This window comes from Microbacterium sp. ZW CA_36, assembly GCF_044987475.1.
GTDB lineage: Bacteria > Actinomycetota > Actinomycetes > Actinomycetales > Microbacteriaceae > Microbacterium.
The window spans coordinates 44,227-56,098 of the sequence record NZ_JBJDRL010000030.1 but is presented as its reverse complement, the minus strand read 5'-3'; the positions used below and the strand labels follow the sequence as shown (position 1 = coordinate 56,098).

At 73.6% G+C, this 11,872-nt stretch carries 9 protein-coding genes; 1 reads left to right on the top strand and 8 read right to left on the bottom strand.

Annotation, left to right across the window (positions count from 1 at the left end):
- Positions 1-146 precede the first annotated feature (146 nt).
- The 6 genes from ACI3KX_RS13680 to ACI3KX_RS13655 form a co-directional block, all read right to left on the bottom strand.
- On the bottom strand, positions 147-1,253 hold the full coding sequence (locus tag ACI3KX_RS13680) for a mandelate racemase/muconate lactonizing enzyme family protein (protein WP_404910080.1): 1,107 nt from the start codon (positions 1,251-1,253) through the stop codon (positions 147-149).
- Positions 1,250-2,149: a 5-dehydro-4-deoxyglucarate dehydratase gene (locus tag ACI3KX_RS13675; RefSeq protein WP_404910079.1), complete on the bottom strand. Its 900-nt coding sequence runs from the start codon at positions 2,147-2,149 to the stop codon at positions 1,250-1,252. Before ACI3KX_RS13675 ends, ACI3KX_RS13680 begins: the two co-directional genes overlap by 4 nt.
- Positions 2,146-3,192, bottom strand: coding sequence for an NAD-dependent epimerase/dehydratase family protein (locus tag ACI3KX_RS13670; RefSeq protein WP_404910078.1), 1,047 nt, complete (start codon positions 3,190-3,192; stop codon positions 2,146-2,148). The genes ACI3KX_RS13675 and ACI3KX_RS13670 overlap by 4 nt, the downstream gene beginning before the upstream one ends.
- Entirely contained in the window at positions 3,189-4,538 is a 1,350-nt protein-coding gene (locus ACI3KX_RS13665; RefSeq protein ID WP_404910077.1) for a Gfo/Idh/MocA family protein, read from the bottom strand. The genes ACI3KX_RS13670 and ACI3KX_RS13665 overlap by 4 nt, the downstream gene beginning before the upstream one ends.
- Positions 4,539-4,631: 93 nt before the next feature.
- Positions 4,632-5,642, bottom strand: a complete 1,011-nt coding sequence (locus tag ACI3KX_RS13660) for a LacI family DNA-binding transcriptional regulator (RefSeq protein ID WP_404910076.1) — start codon at positions 5,640-5,642, stop codon at positions 4,632-4,634.
- Positions 5,643-5,731: 89 nt separating this feature from the next.
- A complete protein-coding gene (locus tag ACI3KX_RS13655; protein ID WP_404910075.1) occupies positions 5,732-6,766 on the bottom strand; it encodes a LacI family DNA-binding transcriptional regulator in 1,035 nt (344 codons plus the stop codon).
- Between the two features lie 105 nt (positions 6,767-6,871).
- Here ACI3KX_RS13655 and ACI3KX_RS13650 point away from each other — a divergent pair, with 105 nt between their 5' ends.
- Complete coding sequence (locus ACI3KX_RS13650; RefSeq protein ID WP_404910074.1) at positions 6,872-9,184, top strand: beta-L-arabinofuranosidase domain-containing protein; 2,313 nt, start codon at positions 6,872-6,874, stop codon at positions 9,182-9,184.
- Positions 9,185-9,756: 572 nt separating this feature from the next.
- On the opposite strand, the gene ACI3KX_RS13645 is transcribed toward ACI3KX_RS13650, so the two are convergent.
- Positions 9,757-10,953, bottom strand: a complete 1,197-nt coding sequence (locus ACI3KX_RS13645; protein ID WP_404910073.1) for a dienelactone hydrolase family protein — start codon at positions 10,951-10,953, stop codon at positions 9,757-9,759.
- Between the two features lie 10 nt (positions 10,954-10,963).
- Positions 10,964-11,845 (bottom strand): sugar phosphate isomerase/epimerase family protein, encoded by an 882-nt coding sequence (locus ACI3KX_RS13640; RefSeq protein ID WP_404910072.1) that lies wholly within the window; start codon positions 11,843-11,845, stop codon positions 10,964-10,966.
- Positions 11,846-11,872: the final 27 nt, after the last annotated feature.

Sequence of the window (11,872 nt, the reverse complement as noted above, 5' to 3'; positions counted from 1 at the left end):
CGCGCAGCCACGTCGCCCGGGTCGCGGCGTCGGCCGCCGCCCCCGTGTGGCGGGCGGCCGCGGCGGCGGCGAGGGCGTCGAGCTCAACGGTGCTGGTGGTCGTGATGGCGGTGGTCATGAGACTCCTCCGGAAGCGTGCAATGGGGTCATGAGAAGCGGATGCCGAGACCGGCGTGGTCGACCTCGGTGAGGAGCCCCTCCGAGATGCGGACCGGCGAATCGTCGAGGAGCGCGCCGAGCGCGCCGAAGCCGGCGTCCTCGACGTCCTCGGCCATCGGCGCGGGAACGCCGGGCACCGCGCGCAGGCACAGGGCGAGCTGGCCCGACAGCTCGGGCAGCAGGTGGGGGTGCACGGCCGCGCCGTACTCGGCGGCGATACCCGCGATTCCCAGGAACGGAGTGATGCCGCCGACCCGCACGATGTTCGGCTGAACGATCTGGGCGGCGCCGGTGCGGAGGAAGTCGTCGAAGCGGAAGACGTTGTGCAGGTTCTCGCCGACGGCGATCGGGATGCCGCTCGAGGCGCCGAGGCGCTGCGCGAGCTCGATGTGGCCGTACAGGTCGTCGGCACGCAGCGGCTCCTCGATCCACGCCGGCGAGACGTCGGCGAGCACCTCGAGCGAGCGCGTCGCGCGGTCGAGCTCCCAGCGCTGGTTCGCGTCGATCATGAGCGCGCGGTCGGGGCCGAGCACCTCGCGCACGGCGCGCATGCGGTCGAGGTCCTCCGCCACGTCGGGCTTGCCGACCTTCACCTTGACGGCATCGAACCCGGCGTCGACCCAGCGCCGCACCTGGGCGACGAGCTCGTCCTCGGTGTAGTGGAGGTTCACGCCCGAGCCGTAGGCCCGGACGCTCTCGCGCTGGGCGCCGAGGAAGCCGGACAGCGACGTGCCGGCATCCCGCACTGCGGCATCCCACAGTGCGAGGTTCAGGCCGGCCATCGCGATGGTGGTGATGCCGCCGCCACCGGCCTCGTGGAGGTGCTGCCAGAGCGCAAGCCACTCGGAGCCCGGGTCGGCCGACCGGCCGACGGCGAACGCCGTGATGTCGTGCGCGAGGAGTGCATGCACCGCCTCGGCGCCGATCTGCGGCGTCCACGAGAAGCCCCACCCTTCGGCGCCGTCCGACCGCACGACGTGCGTCGCGATCACGCCGACCGACGTGACGTCGGCAGCCCACGGGCGCGTGAGCGGCACCCTGACGAGCCGCGCGTCGAACGCGGCGATCGTCGGCGACTCGGGAGCCGTCGTCACAGCAGTGCTCGCCCCGCCTCGAGGATCTCGGCCAGACGCGCCTCCTGCGCAGGGGCCGGGTCGACGAGCGGTGCACGCACCGAGCCGACCGGAAGCCCGCCGAGGCGCAGCCCGGCCTTGATGAGCGAGACGCCGAAGCCCGGGGTCTCGTCGCGCAGGGCCACGAGCGGCGAGTAGAACCCGTCGAGCAGTTCGGCGCGGCGCGCCTCGTCGCCGTCGATGTACGCGCGGTAATACGCGTTCGCCACCTTCGGGATCATCGCGAACGCCGCCGACGAGTACAGCGGGATGCCGATGCCCCGGTAGGCGCCCTGCGTCAGCTCGGCGGTGAGCAGGCCGTTGAAGAACGCGAAGTCGTCGCGCCCCTCGGCCGCCACCGCACGCACGATCTGCTGCGCGAGGCCGACGTCGCCGACGCCGTCCTTGAAGCCGACGACCCGCGGGTTGCGGGCGAGGCGGCGCACCGAGTCGACCGAGAACTGCGCGTTGGCGCGGTGGTAGATCACGACGGGAAGATCGGATGCCGCCGCCACCGCCTCGACGTACGCGACGAGCCCGGCCTGCGGGCCGCCGACGAGGTAGGGCGGCAGGACGAGCAGCGCGTCGGCTCCGGCGTCGGCGGCAGCGCGGGCGAGGGCCTTGGCGTGGCCGAGGGGGCCGCCGGTGCCGGCGACGACGGGCACGCGGCCCGCGACGGTCTCGGTCGCCACCTGCACGACGCGGATCGCCTCGTCGGTGGACAGGGCGTGGAACTCGCCCGTGCCACAGGCCGGGAAGACGCCGCCGGGGGCGTGCGCGAGTGTGGTGTCGAGGTGCTGCCGGAGCAGATCCTCGTCGACGCGGTCGGCGGCGTCGAACGGGGTGACAGGGAAGAAGAGGATGCCGTCGAAGTTCACGCCAGCACGTCCTTTCGGGTTGAGGCGGAGTCCGGGTCCGGGGCGTTTCGACTCGCAAGCTCGCTCAACGACCGGGAGTCGACGTCCTCATCCGGTCGTTGAGCGAGCGAGGAACGAGCGAGACGAAACGCGTCGGAGGCGGGCAGGGGCTCGCCCAGCTCGCCCCGCCAGCTGTGCGCCGGGCGCCAGCCCAGCACGCGGCGGGCCTTCGCGTTGGAGAACGCCGGCGAGGTGCCGGTCAGTCCCGCCGCGAGCTCGTCGGTGCCGGGCACGAACTGCGGCAGCAGTTCGGCGAGGGGCCGCCGCGCGAGCGCGTCGTCGGCGCCGACGAAGAACACCTCGGCGTTCGGGATCTCGGGGAGGGCCACCAGCAGGGTGTCGATGAACGTGGCGACGTCGCGGGCGTCGACGTAGTTGAAGAGCGCGGGGGCCGAGAGGGCCGGGTCGGCGAGGCGTTCGACCACCGTGTGGCCCTGCTGCGTGAGCGCGCCCTGCCACTCTTCCGGGGCGATGACGTAGCACGGACGGAAGGCGGCGAAGCGGGTCGCGTCGCCGGTCTGGCGTGCCAGCATCGCGATCGTCTGCTCGGCGAGGTGCTTCGACAGCGCGTAGGCGTTCCACGGCTGCGGGGTCGTCTCCTCGTCGAGCGGGAAGCGGTCGGGCAGCCAGCCCCTGGGCGCCCCGTAGCCGAGGACCGTGGGGCTGGATGCCGTCACGATCTTCGGGATGCCGGCGGCGACGCCGGCCGACATCACGGTGAGCGCCATCGTCGCGTTGGTGCGGAGGATGACCTCTTCGGGCGCACTGAACGGCACGGCAATCGCGGCCAGGTGGATGAGCGCCTCGGCGCGGGCGCCGGCGATGGCTCGAGTTGCGGCATCCGTGTCGGTCAGGTCCACCGCGATCTGCTCGAGGCCCCGCAGCTCGGCGGCGTCCGAGACTTCGCGGTCCAGCGACACGAGTTCGTGGCCGGCCGCAGCGAGACCGGCGACGAGGCTGCGCCCGAGCCTGCCGGCGCCGCCGGTGACGGCGATGCGGGTCATGCGCGTGCGACCGCGGCGTCGGCGGCCAGGAAGCGGATGCCGAGCTCGGCGACCTGCACGGGCAGCCCGGTCTCGAGCGAGCGGTTGCCGGCGATGCCGACGGCGATGGAGCGGACGCCGTCGCGCCAGTCGGCGGGGCGGGCGAGTGGGTCGTCTCCGGGGCCCTCGAACACGTCGGCGAGCAGCAGCGCGTCGCCGCCGCCGTGGCCGCCTTCGCCGGCGGCGTGGATCGGCACCTCGTACGCGGCCTCCCAGTGCCGCTGCACGATGAGGCGCTCGCCCTCGGGGCGGAGCGACCCGGAGGATCCGGCATCCACCGCGGAGGGATCGATCACCGGGTGCAGGCCCTCGTCGGCGAGGACGGCGCCGCGCTCGATGACCTCCAGCTCGGCGCGGCCGAGGGTGCCGTTGACCGCGACCCGGTAGCCCTCCCAGGGCGAGTGGGCGTTGAGCGAGTAGCTGAGGGTCGCGCCCGAGGCGTAGTCGACCACGAGGGCGAGGTTGTCCTCGATGGTGATGCCCTCGCCGAACACATCGCGGTCGCGGAGGTAGCCGTCGTGCTGCTCGGCGTCGAGGTACAGCGCCTTGAGTCGCTCATCGCCCCGCAGGTCGAGCTCGAACGCATCGCCGTCGTCGTGGGTGCCGCGGGCGGGACGGTCGCCGAGGCCGCGGGCCGCCGCGTTGTCAGCACCGTAAAAGCGCAGCCCGCCCGAGGCGAAGACGCGCCGCGGTGCCGAGCGGATCCACCAGTTGACGAGGTCGAAGTGGTGGCTGGCCTTGTGCACCAGCAGGCCGCCGGAGTGCTCCTTCTCGCGGTGCCACCGACGGAAGTAGTCGGCGCCGTGCTTGGTGTCGAGCACCCACGAGAAGTCCACGCTCGTGACCTCGCCGATGACGCCGTCCTGGATGACCTGGCGCAGCGCCGAGTTGCGCGGCGAGTAGCGGTAGTTGAACGTGATGACGACCTCGCGGCCGGTGCGGTCGATCGCGTCCTCGATGGCTGCGGCGCTCGGCCCGTCGATGGTCAGCGGCTTCTCGACGACGACGTCGGCTCCGGCATCCAGCGATCGGACGATCAGCGGGGCGTGCAGGTCGTCGCGGGCGCAGATCACGACGCGGTCGACCCGCTCGGTGCGGACCATCGTCTCGAGGTCATCGGGGCTGTACACGGCCGGCGCGGGGAGGCCGGCCTCGACCACGCGGTCGACGTAGTACTGCGCGCGCACCGGGTTCGGCTCGCAGATCGCGACCAGCACGGCGTCGCCGCGATAGCGCCCGATGATCGCGTCGACGTACATCTGAGCGCGGTGTCCCGCGCCCACGAGGGCGTACCGGCGGTGGCTCATCTCACTCCTTCAGGAAACGTTTTCTCATGGTACCACCCGTTCTCCCTCCGTAGCTCGGAACAGGTGTTCCGGCCGGGGAGCGGAGGGTGCAGGTCAGGCGGCGGGGCCGGTCGTGCCGCGCACCGTCAGCTCAGGCAGGACCGTGAGCGGACCACCCGGCTCGTCGCCCTCGAGCAGCTCGCGCATGCGCGCCCACGCCTGCGCGCCGAGCTCGGCCGCGGGCACGGCGGCCGTCGTCAGCGGCGGGGTCGTGTACTGCGCGAACGGGATGTCGTCGAACCCGACGATCGAGAGGTCTTGGGGCACGCGGCATCCGCTCGCCTGCACCGCGCTCAACAGCCCCATCGCGACGAGGTCGTTGAAGGCCAGCGCCGCGGTCGCGCCCGACGCCAGCACGGCGGCGCCGGCGTCGGCGCCCGCCTCGAAGTCGACACCGCACGGGATCTCGGTCACCACGGTGTCGGCGTGCGCGGCGACGAAGCCCGCGATCGCTTCGAGGCGCGCCGCGTTTGCCACGCTGCCCGGGGCGCCGGCGAGGAAGACGATGCGACGGTGTCCGAGCTCGTGAAGGTGGCCGAGCTCGGCGGCGAGGGCGGTGCCGTAGTCCGCGCGCACCGAGGGGACGTCGCCCGACGAGCGATTGATCAGCACCACCGGCCGCAGCCCGCCGACCAGCCGGTCGAGCTCTTCCTGCGGCAGGCGCGGTGCGCACAGGATGACGCCGTCCGTGCGGCGGCGGGTCGCGCCCGCGAGTACGCGCTCCTCCTCGACCGACTCCGCCGAGTCGGCCACCAGCACGTGGTAGTCGTCGGCGCCGGCGGCGTGGCTGAGACCCCGCAGGATCGCCTGGAACGTCGGGTTGCCGAGATCGGGCACGATGACCGCCACCGTCTGCGTGCGGCCGAGGACGAGGCTGCGCGCGACGGGGCTGGCGGTGTAGTCGAGGGCGGCCGCGGCATCCTTCACCCGCTCCGCGAGCACCGGGTCGACTGTGGGATTGCCGTTCAGCGCACGTGACACGGTCGACAGCGAGACTCCTGCGCGGGCGGCGACCTCGGCGATCGTGACGCGCGTCGCTCGGTCGGCGCGGGGCGGTCGAGGCATCCGTGTCTCCTTGGGTCGCGGCGCGCTCAGCCTACCCGGAAACGTTTCCCGACCCGGCTGGGCGCCGGTGCACGTCGCGACCCCGCGACTCAGCTGCGCGGCGGGGTGCTGCCGCGCACGATGACCTCGAGCGGCAGCTGCGGTTCGCCCGCGGTCCATTCAGGGTCGGTCGCGGCGTGCAGGGCCTGGTAGCCGAGATCCTCCAGGGGCACGCGCACCGTGGTCAGGCCCGGACGGATGTCGCGTCCTGTCGCGATGTCGTCGAAGCCGGCGACCGCGACGTCGGCGCCGACCTGGCGCCCGGCGTCGCGGACGGCCGACATGATGCCGATCGCCACCACGTCGCTGATGCCGAAGATCAGCGTGCCGGCGGGCACGTCGCCGGCGAGGAGGTCGGATGCGGCCGCGTAGCCGGCGTCGCGGGTGAAGCCGACGCGTCGCACATCGCGGATCACGCCGCCGGCCGAGGTGAACCCCTCGGTGAAGCCGGCGAGCCGGTCGTCGGAGGTGCGGATGCCCTCGGCGGCGGCGACCACGATCGCGTCGCGATAGCCGAGGCCCGCGCGCTCGGCACCGAGCGCCGCGGAACCGCCGCGGTTGTCGACGGCCACCGAGCGCGCGGAGCCGCCGCCGGGGCCGACCACGACGACCCGGCCGCCCATGTTCGAGAAGGCGTCGAGCTCGCCCTGGAGGCCGACGGCGTCCGGTCCTTCGACACGGGATGCCGCGAGGATGAGGCCACGCGGGCGCTGGCCGCGCAGTGCGCGCACCAGCTTCACCTCGCGCTGCGGGTCGCGTTCGGTGATCGCGATGGTGACGACGAGTCCCGCCTCGTCGGCGCCGCGGGCGACGCCGGAGGCGAGCTGCCCGAAGTACGGGTCGGCGATGTCGGCGACCAGGAGCGCGACGATCGCGGAGGTGCCGCGCGCGGTGGCCTGCGCCGACAGGTTCGCCGTGTAGCCGAGCTGTTCGGCCGCGGCTTCGACCCGCTCGCGGTAGCTCTCGGCGACCTTGCGGGTCGAACCGTTGAGCACGCGCGAGGCGGTGGCGAGCGAGACGCCGGCCACGCGCGCGACGTCGTGCAGGGTTGCTGCGCCTCGGGCAGGCGCCGTGGTGTCGCTCACAGGCCAGAGTCTAGGCCCTGTGTCCGGTTCGGACGATAGATTGGGAAGCGGTTTCCCTGCATTGCTGCTCCGAAGCAGCGACCGTCACCGGCTCGAAGGAGTGCCATGTCCCGCACGGCTGCCCCGGCGGCCTTCGCGCCGGCCGCTCACGTGCGCCTCGCGCCGGGCGCCGATCTGGCGGCGCAGCACACGGTCAGTGCGACGCTGCAGCGACTGGATCCCGACCGCCTGCTGGCGCCGTTCCGCCGCGAGGCGGGGTTGCCCTCGCGCGCCGACTCCTACGGCGGCTGGGAGTCCGACGGTCTCGACGGGCACACCGCCGGCCATGTGCTCTCGGCGGCGAGCACCCTCGCCGCGGCGGGGGATGCCGCGGCCGCCGACCTCGCACGGACGCTGGTGCGCGGCATCCGGGAGTGCCAGCTGGCGACGGGCAGCGGCTACGTCGGAGGAGTGCCCGGCGGCGAGGCGCTCTGGGACGAGCTGCGCGCCGGGCGCGTGGACGTCGGGGCGTTCCACCTCAACGGGCGCTGGGTGCCGCTGTACAACCTGCACAAGATCCTCGCCGGCCTCATCGACGCGGTCGAGCTGACCGAGGACCCGCTCGCGCGAGAGACGCTCGCCGAACTCGCGGCATGGTGGCTGCAGGTCAGCGCCGACCTCGATGACGAGACGTTCGAGCGGATCCTCGAGTGCGAGTTCGGCGGCATGACTGAGGCGTTCGCCCGGCTGGCGATGGTGCTGCAGGATGCCGCGTTCCTGCGCGTCGCGCGCCGCTTCGCACGCCGCGGACTCGTCGAGCCGCTCGCCGCCGGCCGCGACGAGCTCGACGGACTGCACGCCAATACGCAGATCCCGGTGGCCGTCGGCTTCGCGACGATCGAGCGCGCGGCGCGGGAGGTGGCGCCCGAGATCGTGCCCGACGTCGCCGCGCGAGAGGGAGCGGCGGCGCGGGTCTTCTTCGACCGCGTCGCACGCCACCGCAGCGCCGCGATCGGCGGTGACAGCGTGCGCGAGCACTTCCCGTCGGACTTCTCGAGCATGTTCATCGCCCGCGAGGGCCCCGAGACCTGCAACACCTACAACATGGTCAAGCTCGCCGCCGAGCTGCACCTGCTCACCGGCGACGACGCCTACCTGCTGTGGGCCGAGCGGGCACGGGCCAACCATCTGCGCTCGGCGCAGCATCCGCAGCACGGCGGGCTGGTGTACTTCACGCCGCAGCGCCCCGCGCACTACCGGGTGTACTCACCCGACGCCGAGGGCTTCTGGTGCTGCATGGGCTCGGGGTTCGAGGCGCAGTCGCGCCACGGCGCCCTGGTCTACGCCGTGGCGCCGGGTGAGGTGCGCGTGAACGCGTTCGTGCCGTCCCGCGCGATCGTCGACGACGTCGAGGTCGCGGTCGCCGTCGACGAACGCGCCGATCCCGCGGTGGTCCACGCGACCGTCGAGGTGCGCGCGCCGCGACCCACGCGCCTCGCGGTGCTCGTCCCGGACTGGGTCGAGGGTGATGCGGTCGTCGAGATCGAGGGTGAGGCGGATGCCGAGCCCCGGCGTGCGGCGGCCGGGACGAGGGTGAGGGTCGGCGTCGGGGCTGGTGTCACGGTCCTGCGGTTCGCGCTGCCGCGGCGGCTGCGCTTCGAGCGCCCGGCGGACGGCTCGGACTGGGCCTGGATCGTCGACGGCCCGGAGGTGCTGGCGCTGCGGCAGCCCGACGACGCCGTCGTCGCCTACCGCGGCACCGGCGCGCGGATGGGACACATCGCGGTCGGTCCGCTGCGTGCGCTCGCCGACACCCCGGTGCTGACCGCCGATGCGCTCGACCGCGCCGTGCGCCAGGTGCCGGGGCACGTCCGCGTGCCCACCGCCGACGGCGGTGCGGTCGACCTGGAGCCTTTCGCCGGCATCCACGACGCGCGCTACACGGTGTCGTGGCCGGTCGCCCGGGGCACGGATGCTGCCACCGTCGCAGCACGCCGCTCCGAGCTCGAGCGGATCGACGCCGCGTCGCTGGGTCTCGAGGCGCGCACACGCGACGTCGTGGGTTTCGGCGAGCAGCAGCCGGAATCCGACCACGGGCTCTCGGCATCCGACGAGGAGATCGGCGTGCAGGGCGACGCCCGCTGGCGCCGCACGGGCGGCGCGCTCACCCTGACGCTGCGCGACTGGAGCGGCACAGCCGACGCGCTGCGCGTCTCGTGGCTCGACGGCGATGCGGATGCGCACCTGCGGGTGTCGGTGGCGGACCAGGTGGTGCTCGACGAACCGGTGCCCGCCGGGGCCGGCGACGCGACCCGCGAGGTGCCGCTGGGCGACGCGACGGGCACGGTGGAGCTTGCCGTCCGGATCGAGTCCTCGGCGGATTCGGTCACGCCGCGCCTGCGCGAGTTGCGGCTCCTGTCGGCGGCCTCGGACCGCTGACGCCCTCTTGCTGCTGCCGCGGAGACGCGAGAGTCGGCGCGCGCCAGGCCGGGTGGTCGAGCCGCAGTCCGGGATCCGCAGGTTTCGGGCGAGCGTTTCCGGCGAAACCTGGACCGCCCCGGGTACCGGGGGACACCGAGGACGGTCACCCTGCGTGCGGTCCGGGATTCGCGGGTTTCGGGCCAGCATTTCCGGCGAAACCTGGACCGCCCCGGGTACCGGGGGACACCGAGGACGATCACCCCTGCGGGCGGTCCGGGACTTGCAGGTTTCGGGCGAGCGTTTCCGGCGAAACCTGGACCGCCCAGCCACACCGGGACGTCGGGGGGCCGCTGCGTGCGGTCCGGGAATTGCAGGTCTCGGGCGAGCGTTTCCGGCGAAACCTGGACCGCATCCGTGGCCCCGGAGACGACCGAGACCCGTGGCCGCGCGGTCCGGGACTCGGAGGCTCCCGGAGGGGTTGCTGGGAAGGCGGGACCGAAGCCCGAAGCCCGAAGCCCGAAGCCCGAAGCCCGAAGCCCGAAGACCGAAGCCCGAAGCCCGAAGCGCCGGCCCCGACGCCGGGCGGAGGGTCAGGAGCGCAGCGTCCGCGCGAGGTACGCCCGCGCCTCGTCCTGCATCGCGGCGGTGAACTCGTGGCCGGCGTCGTGCCAGACGCCGGTGTAGCGGCGGCCGAGCAGGGCGCGCAGGCGGGTGTCGGCATCCCTCATCCCCTGCGGCGGGAAGAGCTCGTCGAGCTCGCCGTACTGCACGAGCAGCCGGCGGCCGAGGGCGGCGAGGTCCGGAAGGTCGAAGCGGCTCGCGAGGCCCGGGCTGTGCAGGAGCCACGAATGGGTGTCGAGGTAGTCCGGAACCAGCGAGGCGGACGTCGCCATCATGCCGGAGACGACGGATGCCGCGACCCGGCCGTCCAGCGCGGCCACGAACAGCGCGCGTCCGCCGCCGCCCGAGAAGCCGATCGCGCCGAGCCGCGCGGCGTCGACGCCCGGCCATCCTGCGAGGACCTCGAGCGCGGCCAGATCATCCGTCGCGACTGCTCCGGCGAAGCTCGTGCCGAGCGCCCCGGCGGCCTTCGCCAGGCCGTACTCGTGCAGCGACGAGAGCTCGTCGAACCGCTCGTCGTCCGACAGCGTCTCGCCGCGCTCGCGGTGCAGCGCGTCGAGCGCGGCGCCGAGCCGCGCGAGCACGTCCGGCGGCGAAGACAGGTCGAACGCGCGACTGCCCCACGAGAACGCATCGGGTATCAGCACCACGAAGCCGTCCCGGGCGAGGTCGTTGGCGGGAGTGCGTCCCGCGTAGCAGCGGGCGCGCATGCGGGCCGCAGAGGGGCTCGGCGCCCGCCCCGTGTCGACGAGCTGCTCGGCGCCGGTCGAGCGCACGCCGCCGTGGGCGTGCAGGGCGAGCACGCCGGGGAGATCACCGTCATGCTCGGCGGGTTCGAGCAGGTATGCCCGCGTGCGCGGGCCGAAGCCGAGCCACCAGCTCAGCTCACGGCCGCGCACGCCGTCGGCGAGCCATTCGCGCTCGATCTTCAGGTCGGCGGCGCTTGCCGCGCGCACACCCAGCACCTCGACCAGGGCAGGGCGGGAGGCGGCGGTCGTGCCGGTCGCGGCGTCGTTCCCTGGCGAAGCGGTGTCGTTCGTCGGCGAGGCGCCGGGCTTCCCGGCGCCGGCGTTCCGGCGTCCGTCGAGACCGACGGGCGCGAACGCCGGAGCGCCCGCGAGGAACGCCGGCCAATCGGCGTACCCCGCGAGCGCTCCTGTGCTCATCGAAGTGCGTTCAGCTCGCGACGCGAGCGCGCAGATGCGGGGAGACGGATGCCGCGAACCCGGCGGCCGTGCGCTGCACGGCGACGAGCGGGTCGGTGGCCCAGATCTCCTCGTTGAAGATTTCGACCTCGATGTCGCGGTCGTAGCCGGTCGCCTCGACGGCGGCGGTGAGCGAGGCGAAGTCGATGACACCGTCTCCCGGGTAGTGGCGGGCCAGCAGCACGTCGGCCGGGAGCGGCGTCTTCCAGTCGCACACCTGGTACGTGGCGATGCGGCCCTCGCGGCCGGCGCGCGCGATGGCGGACAGCACGTCGGGGTCCCACCAGATGTGGAACGTGTCGACGGTCGCGCCGACGACGGCCGGGTCGAAGTCCGCGGCGATGTCGAGCGCCTGCCCGAGCGTCGAGACGACGCAGCGGTCCGACGCGTACATCGGGTGCAGCGGCTCGATCGCGAGAGTCACACCGGCGGCGGCGGCATCCGGAACCAGCTCGCCGATCGCATCACGCACCCGCTCGCGGGCGCCCACCAGGTCGCGCGATCCTTCGGGCAGGCCGCCGGCGACGAGCACGAGGATCGCGGTCGAGCCCTGGGCTCCGGCGGCGGCGAGCGTCGCGGCCTCTTCGATCGCGACGCGGTTGTCGTCGATCGACGCGCGGCGGGCAGGGCCCTCGGGCATCGTGAAGAAGCCCGACCGGCAGTGCGTCGTGAAACGCAGCCCCGAGTCGGTGAGCATGGACGCCGCGGTGGCGAGCCCGACCTCCTGCACCGGCTCGCGCCACAGGCCGATCGCGGAGACGCCCGCCTCGGCGGTCACGCGCAGCGCCGTCGCGAGATCGGCGTACTTGATGGTCGCCTGGTTGATCGACAGGCGGGGGTCGGGCGTGGTCATGCGGGGCCTTCCTGGAGCATGTCCCGG

Coding starts and splice junctions, on each gene's coding strand:
- ACI3KX_RS13670 (WP_404910078.1), bottom strand. CDS start 3,192: ATGACCCGCATCGCCGTCACCGGCGGCGCCGGCAGGCTCGGGCGCAGC.
- ACI3KX_RS13665 (WP_404910077.1), bottom strand. CDS start 4,538: ATGAGCCACCGCCGGTACGCCCTCGTGGGCGCGGGACACCGCGCTCAG.
- ACI3KX_RS13660 (WP_404910076.1), bottom strand. CDS start 5,642: ATGCCTCGACCGCCCCGCGCCGACCGAGCGACGCGCGTCACGATCGCC.
- ACI3KX_RS13650 (WP_404910074.1), top strand. CDS start 6,872: ATGTCCCGCACGGCTGCCCCGGCGGCCTTCGCGCCGGCCGCTCACGTG.
- ACI3KX_RS13645 (WP_404910073.1), bottom strand. CDS start 10,953: ATGAGCACAGGAGCGCTCGCGGGGTACGCCGATTGGCCGGCGTTCCTC.
- ACI3KX_RS13640 (WP_404910072.1), bottom strand. CDS start 11,845: ATGACCACGCCCGACCCCCGCCTGTCGATCAACCAGGCGACCATCAAG.